The organism is Roseibium sp. (assembly GCF_965232425.1).
GTDB lineage: Bacteria > Pseudomonadota > Alphaproteobacteria > Rhizobiales > Stappiaceae > Roseibium.
In genome coordinates, this window is record NZ_OZ246971.1 from 1,897,466 (window position 1) to 1,911,405 (window position 13,940).

Genomic DNA, 13,940 nt, shown 5'->3' on the forward strand with positions numbered 1-13,940 from the left:
CTCCCTAAATGATGTGTTTCGCGTTTTCGCACGCGGCCAGAAATTCCCGCTCCAGGCGATCGACCACCGCCGACGCAGGCCCGACCGACTTGATCGCACCAATGCCCTGCCCCGCGCCCCAGAGTTCCCGCCAGGCTTTCGGCAGCGGGCTGTCGTCCGGCATGACGCTGACGTCCCATTCCTTCGGCAGGTTATCCGGATCGAGCCCGGCGCGCGCCAGGGAGCCTTTCAGGTAATTGGCCGGATGCCCGGTGAAGAGCGACGACGTCATGACGTCCTCCGCCGCACCGGCCACCATCATGTCCTTGTAGACCCGGTCCGCATTGGCTTCGTCCGTTGCCACGAAGGGAGAGCCGACATAGCCGAAATCGGCACCGAGCACACGGGCGGCGAGCAGCGCCTCTCCCGTCGACACGGCTCCGGCCAGCAGCAACGGACCGTCGAACCAGTCGCGAATCTCGCGAACGAGCGCAAAGGGCGATTGCGGGCCCCCGTGGCCGCCGGCTCCGGCCGCAACGGCGATCAGTCCGTCAGCGCCCTTTTCGACCGCCTTTTTCGCGTAGGTGTTGTTGATGACGTCGTGCAGCGCAATGCCGCCGCAGGAATGCGCCGCCTCGTTCACCTCGACCCGCGCGCCCATGGACGTGATCCAGACCGGAACTCTCCACCGCGCGCAGATCTCCACATCCCGCTCCAGCCGTTCGTTGGACCGGTGCACGATCTGATTGACGGCGAAGGGTGCGGCCGGTCTGTCGGGATTGGCCTGATTGTGCCGGTCGAGCGCTTCCGTGATCTGCTGCAACCAGAGTTCGAGCATCACCGGTCCGCCCGGTTCGTCGCGGGCATTGAGCGCGGGAAAACTGCCGATGACCCCGGCCTTGCATTGCGCGATCACCAGAGCGGGGCAGGACACGATGAACAGTGGAGCCGCAATTGCCGGTATCCGCAGGTTCTGAAGGACGGGGGGAAGCCGTCGCGCCGTCAGCATGCCGTCTGCCTTTCACCATCTTGAGCCAGATAAAACCGGTTGAGCCAGTCGGCCTTCAAAGCGGGACGTTTCTCACCGTCGATCTCGATGGTCGCCTGCCAGTGAAGGTCGACTTCACCGGGCCGCTCGTCGATTACCCGCGCCAGCGCGAACCGGCCCCGGACCTTCTGCCCGGCCTTGACCGGGTGCAGAAACCGGATCCGGTCGAAGCCGTAATTGATGCCCATTTGCGCGCCCGCGACACTGGGCTGCGCCTCCTGTCCCATGGCCGAGAGCAGCGACAAGGTCAGAAAGCCGTGCGCGATCGTCCCTCCGAACGGGGTCCGGGACGCCTGTTCAGCGTCGACATGAATGAACTGATGATCTTCCGTCACATCCGCAAACCTGTCGATCCGCGCCTGATCGACGCGGTACCAGGACGAAACGCCGACTTCCTGCCCGATCAACCGTTTCAGCTCGTCAATCGAAAGCACGCGCGCTGACACACCTGCGCTCACTCATAGGCCTCCTGAAACAGGTCCGGTCCGGTTTCCACGTTGATGCCGCCGCTGATCGGAAGAATGGCCCCGGTCAGATAGGCGCCGCCGCGGCCGCACAGGTATTGTAGCGCGGCCGCAATATCCTCCGGCCGCCCGACCCGTCCGAGGGGAACCTGCGCGCCCACTCTCTTTCTGACGTCCTCGTCAGCGGTCGCAAACGCCGTCATCTTGCTGACGAAGGGGCCCGGTGCAAGCGCATTGACCGTAATGCGCTTTTCCGCCAGTTCCTTGGCGAGGATCTTCGTCAGGTGGTGAACAGCGGCCTTGGAGGCTGCATAGCTGTAGGCGCGGTCGCCGTGCGGCAGCTCGCCCATTACCGAGCCGACATTGACGACACGCGCGGGGTCGTCATCGCTCGCTGCCCGCTCCAGGAGCGGAAACAGCTTCTGGGTCAGGTGGAACAACCCGGTGACGTTGAGCTGCAGCACGCGCTCCCAGGCGAAATAGGGGAATTCGCCGAGGGGCATGCCCCAACTGGTGCCGGCATTGTTCATCAGGATGTGGAGACCGTCGCAGCGGTTGCCGACCTCGGCGCTGAGTGCGTCGATGCCTTCCTCGCTTGCGACATCGCCGCCGAACCCTTCCGCCTTGCCGCTGTAACCGACCGCGTTCAGCTCTTCGGCAGCCGCGCGGCAGGCGTCCTGTTTGCGGCTGGCGATGAGCACGCGTGCCCCGGCGGCCATCAGTCCTTCGGCCGCCATCCGGCCGATCCCGGTCGCTCCTCCCGTCACGAGCGCCGTCTTGCCGGTGAGGCCGAAGAGAACTTCCGGGGTCATAAACCACCCTCGGCGCGCTGTTTCCTGAGGGTCAGTTTGGAGACCTTGCCGGTTGCCGTCAGCGGCAGCTGATCGACGAATACGATCTCGTCGGGCACCTGCCACTTTGCAAGCCGTTCCGCCAGCAGCGCCAGAAGTTCGTCTTCCTGCGGCTGGGCATCCTCGTGCGGGACCACGATCAGCAGGGGACGCTCGTCCCACTTGGGATCGGGCACGGCGATCACCGCACAATTGGCAACGTCCGGGTGGGACATGACGATGTTCTCAAGGTCGAGCGAGCTGATCCATTCGCCGCCGGACTTGATGAGGTCCTTGGAGCGGTCGGTGATCTGCAGGAAGCCCTGCGGATCGATCACCGCAATGTCGCCGGTGCAGAACCAGCCCTCCGCGTCGAAAACGGGTTTGGACGCTTCCGGGTCTTCGAAATATCCGGAGGTGATCGTGTTGCCGCGCACGTAGAGATGACCCTGGGACTTGCCGTCGTGGGGCAACCGGTTTCCGGCGTCATCAACGATTTTCATGTCGACGCCGAAGACACGGCGGCCCTGCGACTGCTTGCGATCGATGCGCTGCTCCTGCGGCAGGTCCGCCATGTCGGGCGGCAAATTGCACTGGGTTCCGAGCGGGCTCATCTCGGTCATGCCCCAGGCATGGCAGACATTCACGTCCCTGGTCTCGAATGCCTCGATCAGCGTCCGGGGGGCAGCGGAGCCTCCAATGACGACATCGCCGAACCCGTCCGGGAGACGGCCCCGCTGATTGATCTCGTTCATCAGGCCGAGCCAGACCGTCGGCACGCCCCACGCGGAAAAGACCTTTTCGCGGTCCAGAAGATCAAACAGGCTCTTTCCGTCCAGCGCGCCGCCCGGAAAGATCAGGCTCGCGCCCGACAACGGTGCGGCGTAAGGCAAGCCCCAGGCGTTGACGTGAAAGAGCGGGACGACCGGCAGGATGCGGGTTCCCTCCTGCAATACCTTCGGAATGGTGATGCACAGCGTGAGCGCGTGAAGCAGGGTCGAGCGGTGCGAGAACAAGGTGCCTTTCGGATTGCCCGTCGTCCCGGACGTGTAGCAGAGACCCGCGGCCTGATTCTCGTCGAAATCGGGCCAGTCGATCTCACGCGGCTGTCCTTCAAGCAGCTCTTCGTAACAAAGGGCTCCCTCGAGCGATGTCTGCGGCATGTGCGCCCTGTCGGTCATGATGACCACAAGAAGGTCTTCAGGCAGGTGCTGCCTGAGTTTCTCGATGATCGGAACGAAGGTGGTATCGCAGAAGAGGATCCTGTCCCTTGCGTGGTTGACGATGTAGATCATCTGCTCCGCGGACAGGCGGGGGTTGATGGTGTGGCAGACGGCACCGATGCCCGAAATCGCGTAATAGAGCTCGAAGTGCCGGTACCCGTTCCAGGCAAGTGTCGCGATCCTGTCGCCGGGATTGACGCCATGCTTTCGGAGCCCGTGGGCCAGTTGCGCCACGCGCTGCGCCGTCTCCCGATAGGTGGTTCGGTGGATATCGCCTTCCGTTCGCACGGAAACGAGTTCGCCGTTCGGATAGTTGGCCGCGGCAAAGGTGATGATGTCCGCAATCTTCAGCGGACGGTGCATCATCTGTCCCTTCATTCGTGTCCTCCCAAACACCGTTGCGTTTTCGCAATCGCTCAAAGGGTTAGGTTATGTACTTCAAACCGTAGCGCGCATGTCGCGTTCTGGAAAGCCGGGTTTGCGGAATTCCTTTGACAGCGAGCGTCTGTTGCGCCAAACCCCTGCTCGAGCCGCGAGACTGCCGACCCGAGGATTGAATTTACCCAATGGCCCAGAAACTGGTCATCGCCGTTTGCACGGCGCAGCGTCCGAATATGCTCAAGGCGTGCCTCGACAGCCTGGACAAGCTGGTCCGGCCGGACGCGGCGGATCTGTCGGTTGTTGTCGTCGAGAACGACGCTGTGCCCTTTTTCACCGGCGAGGCTGCGGACGCGGTGAGGCAAGCGCTCACCCTACCGGTCTTCTTCCATCACGAGCCGCGCAGAGGCATTCCCTTCGCGCGCAACACGGCGCTGGAGGCGGCGCTGGAACACGACCCGGACTGGATCGCCCTCATCGACGATGACGAGCGCGCCGAACCCGACTGGATCGAAAAGCTGCTGGCAGCCTGCGAAACCTTCGATGCAGAGGTCGCCAACGGCCCGGTGCGGCGGATCTACGAAAAGCCGGCGCCGCACTGGTGGAAGTCGCAGCTGCTGAAACCCCGCCCGACGGGAACCGAGATCACCGAGGCGCCGACCAACAACGTGCTGATCAGCGCCCGCATCGTGCGGCCCGACGGACTGGGTCTGAGATTTGACGAAAGACTGACCTTCGGCAGCGAGGACATCGACTTCTTCCGCCGCACCCACGCGGCGGGTACCAGGATGATCTGGGTCGACGACGCCTTTGTCGAAGAGGACATTCCGGCGTCGCGCGTGACCACGAAACGGCTCTTGAGCCGTATGCACATGGCGGCAACCTCCGGAGCGTTCAATATCGTTCTGCGGGAAGGCCGGGGCAAGGCCGCGCTGCATTTCATCCCGAAGAGCGCCCGGCGCATGTTCTTCGGTCTTCTTGCCACGATCGTTGGTTTTGTCCTGAAACCGTTTGCGCACAAACGCGGCGAGAAACTCTACTACTACGGCCTCATCCGCCTGATGAAGGGATCCGGCAACCTGCGCGGTCTCTTCGGAAGGGCACACAATTACTATGATGTCATCGATGGCAACTGACCCGGTGTCCGCTCAACGCAAACTCGCGCATATCCACCTCGGCGTCGATGGCGGCGCGGAAAAGTTTTTCGTGCGCCTGTCCCGTGCGCTCGCCAAACGCGGTGTCGAACAGATCGCCTTCATCCGGCATGACAGGTCCTGGCGGGACGAGCTTGCCGAGTATTGCGACGTGCGCGAACTGAAATTCAGCCGCTCGCATTTCAAGCGGCATTTCGTGCGCTGGGGCATCACCCGCGACATCAGGCACTTCGGAGCGGGGGCAACCCTCGGCTGGATGAGTCCGGCCAGCAAGTGGCTGCCGAAACCCGGTCCCGACATGCGCACATTCCTCCGTCTCGGTGACTTCCCCGACGGGTTCCATACCTACGGCAACGTGCAGGACCTGATCGGCAATACACCGGAAATCATCCGGCAGGCGGTTGAGGCCGGCTGGCCCCAAGAGTGCGCGCACGTGATCAGCAATTTCGTGGACCCGCTGCCGGACACGCTCGCACCCGCCAACCGCGCGCAGTTCGACACGCCGGACGAAGCAACCGTCCTGATCGCGCTTGGACGTTTCGTTGAACGCAAACGCTTCGACCTTCTGATCAAGGCCCTCGCCCGGCTGCCCGAAACCGTTCACGCCTGGCTGATCGGGGATGGAGACCTGCAGGAAGACATGCGCCGCCTTGCTCGGGAGCTGGGCGTTGAGAACCGCACGCATTTTCTCGGGTGGCAGAGGGATCCGTCCCCATTCCTGAAAGCTGCGGACATTCTCGTCTGCCCGACCGACGACGAACCTCTGGGAAATGTGGTTCTGGAGGGCTGGAACGCCGGCCTGCCGGTCGTTGCGACCGCATCGCCCGGACCAAGCTGGCTGATCGAGCATGGCAAAACTGGGCTTTTGTCCGAGTGCGGTGATCAGGACGGCCTGGCGCGACATCTCTTGCAATTGCTGGACAACCCGGCCGAAGCCGAACGGCTTGTGACAGCATCAGCGGCACGCCTGAACGAAGGGTATTCCGAGGAAGGCATTTGCGCGCAGTACGAGACGTTGATCTGGAACCGGGGAGGTTGAAGCGTGAAAAAGAAAAAAAGACTGCTGAACTTCATCTTCGGGCGCGAAAGCCTTGACAGTTTTTCACAGCTCTTCAACCTTTACGCCCGCGCCAGCCGCATCCTGAACAGCAAAAGCCCCTGGAAGGTCGAAACGGCCATCCGGAACGGCGCAATCGTTGTCACCGACGACGAAGACAACAGTATCTCGATCCTGCACCAGAGACGCGTGGGTTTTTACCGGTACGGCGTAAAAAGGCGTGTGACGGACCTCATGTCCGACTACTTCATCTTTCCGGACGAGATCGAGGACGGCGATGTCGTCATCGATTGCGGTGCCAATATCGGCGAAATCGGTCTGGGATTGAAACTTGCAGGCAAATCGGTCCGCTACATTGCCTTCGAGCCGGGCGAGGGCGAGATGTCCCGATGCCGGCTGAACAACCCGGACGGCACCTGCGAACAGCTCGCACTCTGGCACGAGAAAACCACCCTGAAGTTCTTTGAAAAATCGAACACGGCGGATTCCTCGCTGATCGAATTTTCCGGATATGAAAGCGTCACGACAATCGAAACGACGACACTGGATGCCTATTGCCTTGAGACCGGGATCGAAGAGATCAAGGTGCTCAAGATCGAAGGAGAAGGTGCGGAACCCGAGATCCTGCGCGGCGCCGAGGAAACGCTGAAACGCGTCAAATACATCTGTGTCGATTGCGGACCGGAGCGCGGCCTTGCGAAGGAACCGACACTGCCGGCGGTGTGCCAGTACCTGGTGTCACGCGGCTTCAGGTTCGACAAGGTCTCGCCCAACCGGCTGATTGCACGCTTCGTGGCTGCCGATTGAAGTGGACACGTGACTTTACTACTGTGGCGCTGAACGCGAGGGTTCGATTGCAAGCGTCAAATTGCCCGTGAATGCGACTTTGAAAACCCGTTTCACCCAGCAAGACCAGAATTCAAAGATGTACGAAGACAAACTGAACGAATACAAAGCGAATTTGAACTCTGGCAACGACAAGCATTTCAGAGCCAAGCACTATTTGAGCATGCACGCGCTGATCACGCAGCTTGAAAACCCCACGATGCTCGAACTGGGGGTGCAATCGGGAAACTCGACCAAACTGTTCCTGAACGCCCTGCAAGACAGCGACCGCGGAACGCTCGTGTCGGTGGACATCGCCGACTGCTCGACGGTTGCGAGTTCGCCCAAATGGACCTTTATCAGGTCTGACTCCGCGGACACCGACAACATCCTCAACCATGCCCCCTGGCTCAGGGACGGGATCGATGTTCTTTTCATCGATTCCCTGCATACGGTGGACCATGTCTACAAGGAAATTTACGGCTTCTTTCCGTACCTGAAAAAGGGCGGCGTCATTTTCATGGATGATGTCGACAGCGCTCCTTACGCGGAAGGAGAAGAGATGGACAGCTTCTACGTCGAAACAGAGAATCGACAGATACTGAATTTCATCAACTGCGTTTTCGAGGCCAACATGGACCGGCTCGACCTGTCGATCCACCGGGGCTGGACCGGGCTGGCAAGGCTGGACAAGCGCTCGGATTTCATGACACAGCTCAATGAGCCAAAGGGGCTGAAGGTGCGCCAAAGCAGACGCATGTGGAAGCTGAAACGGTCACTGAAAAAACGCAAGATCATCTGAAGCCGGTCGATTTACCAATTCGGCTCCGCCGATTTCCCTCGCCGGTTTACCGGGCAAATCCGGTTACAGCTTTTGCCAGCTTTTCGGGATCAGATCACGCGCATCGTGAGACGATGACCTGAACCACTGCGCCGGTGCGATCACGTGCTTGTCCTGCCGCGGGTTCAGCCACGCCCCCCACCAGCTGAACGAACTGTTCGCCACGACATGCGCCCGGCAGGAAGCCATCAGGTGCATGTCCTCAACATCCTTGCCGTCATCCTGGGGCTCGACAAAGGTCATCGAGGGATAGGAGGGCAGATTGTCCCTGGTCCAGGAGATATCGTCGGAAAAGACAAAAAGCTGCATGTCCTTGAACTTCGATGCCATCTCCGACAGCGCGGCGGCATACCAGTCAGGATCACAGGTCCCGTGTATCGCGTTCGTCTTCGCGTTGGAAACGTAGTCTCCGCGCCGCACATGGACCGAGACCGCAGTTTCGGCCGCCCTGATTTTCGAAAGGGTTTCCTGCCGCGCCGGTGTGTAGCCTGATTTCAGCTGAAAGTCGGACCGTATGACCTCCGCCACATCGGAAAAGTAATTCTCGGACTGCCAGTACCCAAACAGATAGGAGGGCGTACGGATCGACTTGATTTCAGGGGCGAACGGCAAACCGGTTTCCTTTACCTCGACACAGCGTGCCGATGGAAATAACATGCGTGCAAGCGGCTGATGCCGGTGCCTGGACCACACCCTTCTTTCCAACCGGGTAAGCGGCTCCGCGGTGATCGCCAACTGGTCGAGGACATAGTCGCGCAGTCTGTCCCTTGTCATGTCGGTCAAATCGAGCTTGTAATTCTGATGTGATGCGAGCGAGACCGCGCGGCCGCAGGCGTACTGAAACATCTGATTGCCCGCACCGCCCTCTATCCTGGAAATGATCAATTTGGTTTTCCGGCTTTCTGGAGGTCTTTTTCCAGGTTCAGTCCGTTTCTGATCTTGAAAATCTTCCGCTTCAAGTTGTCTTTCAGCCGGTAGTACCTGCGTTCGAGGGGAAATCGCCTGGAGCGGCTGGACCGGGGCCCGCGCCCGACACCGTCCCAGATTTCCGATTGCTCGTTTGTCTGGGCGATGTGCGTGACCGCGAAGGGATAAATTGCGCAGCAGCCGACGCCGTGATCCCAGTATCTGTCCAGAAGGCAATCAACCGGTTCGAACCAGACGTTGGCATGTTCCAGAAACCGCGCCGCAGCCCAGGGGGCAATCGCATAGCAGGACGTTCCGGACGGGTTCTGAACGAACTGGATGATCTTGTGACGGGACCCGACGTCCTCCCGGATGAAGAAATCACGCCGCTTGTGCGACGACAGCCGCAAGAGTCCGTAGTCCTCGATTTTCTCGCCGGCGATCCGGAAACTTTCATCAAAGTCATCGGCCAGCTCGATGTCATCTTCCATGATCAGCAGAGGGCGCTGTTCACGCACACAGATTTCCCACAGGAGATAGTGGCTGGCGAAACAGCCCAACTCGCCCGGAGCCAGCTGAAATCCATAGCGTATCTCGGCCAGCCGGCGATCATGTTTCGCGAAGAGAGGATGTTCGCCGGCCTTCCCGTCAATCGCTTCGAAGTACCGGAATTCAAGGCCCTTCCCGGTAAGGAGCTTGTCCATTCTCTCCTTACGGTCTGTTGACCGGGCCATATTGACTACGTGTATTTCCAGCAAAAAACGTCACTCACAGTTCGCCGCCATTTCCGGCCTTGCTAGATACATCAGGCTGCAACGGCATTCAACCGAGCCGCCGGTGCCGCTACCGCGAACCTACCTTGCCTTGCCTCCCGACTTTGACGCGAAAATCCGCAATCTATATCTTCGCGCGCGGCACGCTCTCCGGCAGGAGAGCCGCATCGGCTAGGCGCGCGAAACGTGGCACAAGATTTAACGGGGCAATATGCATGTTCAACAAGACCGCGCTGCGATCCGAACCTTGATTCATGACCCGAGAGCCGTGCTAGAACGACTCCTGACATCGGCGGCGCACGGCCGTTCAAACCTGTCGTCCCAACGTGATGCGGGGATGAAGCCGCAAAGACACGGCGGCAGCGCGTCCGGAACCAAAACAGTGATAAAGCCCTGACATCATGGACCATTCTACTTTCGACAGCAAAAAAACGGTCGTTTTCACTGTCGTGAACAATCAATATGTCCGCCTCGCCGCGGCCTGGGCGACGGGGGTTAGGGAGAGCACCGGTCTCGATCCGCTCCTGATCTGCACGGACCCGGCTTCCTATCGTCAGCTCACAAAGGCCGGTTTCCGATGTGATGACCAGTTCGTTTCAAGCGCCTATTCCGACCGGAAAAAAACGGTCTGGAAAAACAGCGGCTTCGACAGTGACAGCGCCACGCACGCGATTTCGCTGAAATTCCCCTCCGCACTATCGTATCTGGAACAGGGACAGAACGTCATCTTCAGCGACGCGGACGCGATCTGGCTGAAAAACCCGTTCCCGGAGTTGCCCTCCACCGCGTTCGATCTTGCCTTTCAGCCTGGGTCCTTTCCGAAAGGCAACAAGGAGGCCTGGGGCTTTGCAATCTGCACCGGCTTTTTTGCGCTACGGGCCAACGATGCCACGCGGCGGTTATGCGCGGAGCTGGTGGACGCCTTTGCCGGAGACGATCAGATCTGCATGAACCAGCATCTTTTGGATAACTACGATCTCGAATGGGAGAAAAGACCCGAGGGGTGGGAGCATTGCGATCTCGAAACCGGCTGGGTTACGCCCGTTTCCGGGCAGAGCCGGCTCAACGGCCTGAAACTGGCGGCATTGCCCCATGCGAAATTTCAGCGTCACGGCACCAACCGGGACTACGTCGAACATGCAATCATCTGCCATCCAAATTCTCCGAAATCTGAAAAAAAGAAATTCAAGGCTTTCAAGCAGCTCTCAATCCCGCTGAAAGTGCCCGCACGATTGAAGGTGTCGGGAAAGGTGCAGAATCTGTTGCAATCCTTCAGGTAGCGTGGATCCACCTCGGATGCCGTGCGGCGGCGCCGACTGTCGCGGAATGCGCCCCGACCTTGTGCACCCAGACGTCCGACACGGTGCCACATACGGTGAAAGATTGGCCCAATTGCATACATCCCGGGCGGGGCATCGGTATCCGGGATATCTGCTCGATCCGATTTTGCAGCGCGTTGCCTTGCTAAATCACGGAAACATGCCGTATTACCGGCCAAACAAATGGCCGTGCGGTGCCGGTGTGCCGCTGAGACGCCTTCGCAATTCAGCAATCAAAGCAGAACAGACGGCATCCCTGGAAAGGTGCATCATTGGAGATCGGCAATGAACGAAAACGGAGCGGCCGAAGGTGGAGCGCCCTTTCCGGAACGACTGAACTGGCACATTGTTTCCTATCCGCGAAGCGGAAACCACGCCGTGCGTGCCCTGGTCGAATACGTAACAAAACGTCCGACGGTCGCTTCGCTTGAGGCATCGGAATCGGACAAGGCGATCTACCTTCGCAGCGCGAACCAGGCGGCGGATGTCATCAAGATCGACGATGATGAACCGGTAGGTTACAAGGCTCACTCGCTTCATAGACTTGTCGAGAACGCGGCAAGGTCGCCCTCACCCTTCGGGTTGATCCTGATCACCCGCGACCCGGCGGATGCGATCGTGTCGCATCTCTATCCGAAATACGAGAGATGGAAGTCCAAGCTCGATAAAAAGCGACTTTTCTTTGCCAGACACAGAAGAAAAACCTGGGAAGAAATCGACTGGCGGGCGGAAATCAGGAACAACTACAACGGCTACCTGAGCTGCGTTTTTGCCTATCTCGCCTGGAAGGGACGGCCAAGAATTCACTTGAAATATGAAGATCTTACCAGCGATGGATATGCATTTGCACAGTCATTCTCGCAGAAACTGGGTTTCGATGGAACCCTGGATCCTTCCGAGACCAAGACAGTCCTGTCTCTTTCCAGGGACAGCCTGAATCGCAAGGCTGGACGCAAGCGGGATCCCGAACTCGTCGGCGAGTTGCAGGAGCTGATCGCAAAACACGAATCATATGATGAGATTCTGGACATCATAGACGGCTGGTGACCTAACGCGAGACATCGCATCCAAGCTTGTGGGGTTAAGCTTGAAAATGACGAACAAGAAAGTAACGGACACGCTGAAACGGATTGCCAATCCGCGGTTGCTGCTTCCAGGCGGACGGGCGGACATGCAGGCCTTTGACGCGCTGAGCCACAGACTGGGCAACCTTCTCAGGAATGACGAGGTCGCATTGGAGCTCGAAGAGCTGCCGAGCCAGACCTCACTCAACGAGCGGATGGGATTGTATCAGCTCTGCGCGACACACTATCGTGGTGACGGCGAGGTCTGGGATGTCGGAACCGCCGCTGGCGGGTCGACCTACTGCATGGCCCGCGGACTGAAAGACAATGTCTCCGTTGCGCATCGGGCGATCAAGGGATTCGATCTCTTCGGCGGGTATTCGCTGGAGGCTTTCGCGAAGCATCCCGTAGTCAAGGAATACGTCAAGAAATCCCGCGGCGCTGCCAGCGACCTGGACCTGTTTCGGCACCTGAACCGCGACTTTTCGGAGTTTGTTGATCCGGTGCAACTGGATTTGTCCGTGGGTTTCGCGCCCTACTCGAATACCGACAGTGTTGAAGTCGTTCACCTGGACTCGGCCAAATCATTGGACTTGTGGCAGGCGACATTTCCGGTCATCGCGGAAAGCTTGCTTCCTGAAGGATCGTGGCTGATCCTCCAGGATTTCGAGCGATGCCGGCTGCCGTGGCACTGGATGGTGACCGCGGATCTCCTGAGAAACGGGATCGCCGAAATTCACTCCGTTTACGATGGTGGCACGGTGCACTTGCACCTGCGAAAAAAGATTCCCGCCGACATCGTTGATCAGAACGTTGCGTTCGACTACACGGAAGACCAGATCGTGGAGAACGTGGCGCTGGTTTGTGACTGGTTCGTGGCCCGACCACATTTCCTTGCGCACTTCAACGGCGAGTTTACGGATGTTGTGTGGGGCGTCCTGGCATATGCGCTCAAGTTTCGCGGAGACGAAACGCTGAGCAAGCATTGCGCCAGGAACCTCACCAAGGACTTCCTGAGAAAGAACAAGATCTACGCGATGGAGCTCTGACTTCGCCCAATCATCGACAGGCAGACCTGATGGAAACCGGGGTGCGTCGCCAACGTGCGAAGCAAATACATTCCCCAAAGGAACATCGGGCACTGCGCTTGTTGGGGAGCGCCCCCAACACCCATTGACTCTGGCTGATTTTTGCCGCTTCCATCGCACGAATCGATAGAAGACTGTGAACTGACTGCCATCAGACAAGCGTCACGTGAACAAAACCTACTTGGAAACAATTCGAAACAGGAGAAAACAATGGCAGTTGATAAGCCCGAAGCGGAACTCTACGGCGGAAAAGCAGGCCAGGATAACTGGAAAACGCTCGAGGCAATCATTGCAAAGTACGACATTCCGCTCCGAGACGTTCTGGAATCCTTTGCGATTTACACGCGCCGGATCAATGTCACCCGTTTCCTTGCCCACTATGAACTTTACAAGCTGATCGCCGACAAACCGGGTTCCATCGTCGAATGCGGTGTCTACCAGGGCAACAGCTTCTTCGCCTTCCACAAGTTCCTGGAGATCTTCCATCCGGGCGACCGTATCCGGCACGTCATCGGCTTCGACGATTTCAAGGGCCTGCGCCTGACGGAAGAGGACGGGCCGGAATATCCGGGCCGCTCGAAAGTGGATGGGGGCTGGAAGTCGGAAGGCTTCAAGGGTGCCTTCGATGAACTCATGATGCTTCATCAGAACGATCAGTTCGTGCAGGCTTCGAAGAGGTGCTTCCTGATCGACGGGGACATTCTTGAAACGGTTCCCCAATACGTTGAAGAGAACCCCGGGCTGCGCATTTCCCTGCTTCATCTGGATGTCGATGTCTTCAAGCCGACCAAAAGCGCACTGGACCACCTCTACGACCGGGTGGTTCCGGGCGGACTGATCGTTCTGGACGAATACGCCATGATGGAATGGGGTGGAGAAAGTTCTGCGCTGGAAGTCTTTTTCGAAGAAAGAAAGCTGCCGCAGCCCGACATCAAGACGTTTTCCTGGACATCCACACCGTCAGCCTACTTCTTCAAACCCTGGAGCTGAA

14 protein-coding genes are annotated in these 13,940 nt (G+C 59.0%); 8 read left to right on the forward strand and 6 right to left on the reverse strand.

Annotation, left to right across the window (positions count from 1 at the left end):
- Nucleotides 1-4: 4 nt before the first annotated feature.
- Genes ACO08A_RS08550 through ACO08A_RS08565 form a run of 4 tightly spaced genes read right to left on the reverse strand, consistent with a single transcriptional unit; the run spans nt 5 to nt 3,922 of the window.
- Nucleotides 5-988 (reverse strand): NAD(P)H-dependent flavin oxidoreductase, encoded by a 984-nt coding sequence (locus tag ACO08A_RS08550; RefSeq protein WP_422040700.1) that lies wholly within the window; start codon nt 986-988, stop codon nt 5-7.
- Nucleotides 982-1,485 (reverse strand): MaoC family dehydratase, encoded by a 504-nt coding sequence (locus tag ACO08A_RS08555; RefSeq protein WP_422040701.1) that lies wholly within the window; start codon nt 1,483-1,485, stop codon nt 982-984. Before ACO08A_RS08555 ends, ACO08A_RS08550 begins: the two co-directional genes overlap by 7 nt.
- The gene (locus tag ACO08A_RS08560) at nt 1,482-2,303 is read right to left on the reverse strand and encodes an SDR family NAD(P)-dependent oxidoreductase (protein ID WP_422040702.1); all 822 of its coding nucleotides are present in this window, start codon (nt 2,301-2,303) and stop codon (nt 1,482-1,484) included. Before ACO08A_RS08560 ends, ACO08A_RS08555 begins: the two co-directional genes overlap by 4 nt.
- Nucleotides 2,300-3,922: a long-chain fatty acid--CoA ligase gene (locus ACO08A_RS08565; protein WP_422040703.1), complete on the reverse strand. Its 1,623-nt coding sequence runs from the start codon at nt 3,920-3,922 to the stop codon at nt 2,300-2,302. Before ACO08A_RS08565 ends, ACO08A_RS08560 begins: the two co-directional genes overlap by 4 nt.
- Before the next feature lie 188 nt (nt 3,923-4,110).
- Here ACO08A_RS08565 and ACO08A_RS08570 point away from each other — a divergent pair, with 188 nt between their 5' ends.
- The 4 genes from ACO08A_RS08570 (at nt 4,111) to ACO08A_RS08585 (ending at nt 7,760) form a co-directional block, all read left to right on the forward strand.
- Nucleotides 4,111-5,058, forward strand: a complete 948-nt coding sequence (locus ACO08A_RS08570; protein ID WP_422040704.1) for a glycosyltransferase family 2 protein — start codon at nt 4,111-4,113, stop codon at nt 5,056-5,058.
- On the forward strand, nt 5,048-6,115 hold the full coding sequence (locus ACO08A_RS08575) for a glycosyltransferase (protein WP_422040705.1): 1,068 nt from the start codon (nt 5,048-5,050) through the stop codon (nt 6,113-6,115). The genes ACO08A_RS08570 and ACO08A_RS08575 overlap by 11 nt, the downstream gene beginning before the upstream one ends.
- A gap of 3 nt (nt 6,116-6,118) precedes the next feature.
- On the forward strand, nt 6,119-6,940 hold the full coding sequence (locus ACO08A_RS08580; RefSeq protein WP_422040706.1) for an FkbM family methyltransferase: 822 nt from the start codon (nt 6,119-6,121) through the stop codon (nt 6,938-6,940).
- Between the two features lie 118 nt (nt 6,941-7,058).
- Complete coding sequence (locus ACO08A_RS08585) at nt 7,059-7,760, forward strand: class I SAM-dependent methyltransferase (RefSeq protein ID WP_422040707.1); 702 nt, start codon at nt 7,059-7,061, stop codon at nt 7,758-7,760.
- 63 nt (nt 7,761-7,823) lie between these two features.
- Here the strand turns inward: ACO08A_RS08585 and ACO08A_RS08590 are convergent, their stop codons facing one another.
- Together ACO08A_RS08590 and ACO08A_RS08595 are read right to left on the reverse strand one after the other, a co-directional pair.
- The gene (locus tag ACO08A_RS08590) at nt 7,824-8,684 is read right to left on the reverse strand and encodes an alpha-1,2-fucosyltransferase (protein ID WP_422040708.1); all 861 of its coding nucleotides are present in this window, start codon (nt 8,682-8,684) and stop codon (nt 7,824-7,826) included.
- Nucleotides 8,681-9,409: a glycosyltransferase family 25 protein gene (locus ACO08A_RS08595; RefSeq protein ID WP_422040709.1), complete on the reverse strand. Its 729-nt coding sequence runs from the start codon at nt 9,407-9,409 to the stop codon at nt 8,681-8,683. Before ACO08A_RS08595 ends, ACO08A_RS08590 begins: the two co-directional genes overlap by 4 nt.
- Nucleotides 9,410-9,879: 470 nt before the next feature.
- On the opposite strand from ACO08A_RS08595, the gene ACO08A_RS08600 reads away from it, so the two are divergent.
- From ACO08A_RS08600 to ACO08A_RS08615, 4 genes are all read left to right on the forward strand, one after another.
- Nucleotides 9,880-10,758 (forward strand): putative nucleotide-diphospho-sugar transferase, encoded by an 879-nt coding sequence (locus ACO08A_RS08600; protein ID WP_422040710.1) that lies wholly within the window; start codon nt 9,880-9,882, stop codon nt 10,756-10,758.
- 324 nt (nt 10,759-11,082) lie between these two features.
- Nucleotides 11,083-11,844 carry a sulfotransferase domain-containing protein gene (locus ACO08A_RS08605; protein ID WP_422040711.1) on the forward strand — a complete coding sequence of 254 codons (762 nt, stop codon included), beginning with the start codon at nt 11,083-11,085 and terminating at the stop codon, nt 11,842-11,844.
- Nucleotides 11,845-11,890: 46 nt separating this feature from the next.
- Nucleotides 11,891-12,910 (forward strand): hypothetical protein, encoded by a 1,020-nt coding sequence (locus tag ACO08A_RS08610; RefSeq protein ID WP_422040712.1) that lies wholly within the window; start codon nt 11,891-11,893, stop codon nt 12,908-12,910.
- Between the two features lie 249 nt (nt 12,911-13,159).
- The gene (locus ACO08A_RS08615) at nt 13,160-13,939 is read left to right on the forward strand and encodes a TylF/MycF/NovP-related O-methyltransferase (protein WP_422040713.1); all 780 of its coding nucleotides are present in this window, start codon (nt 13,160-13,162) and stop codon (nt 13,937-13,939) included.
- Nucleotide 13,940 lies beyond the last annotated feature (1 nt).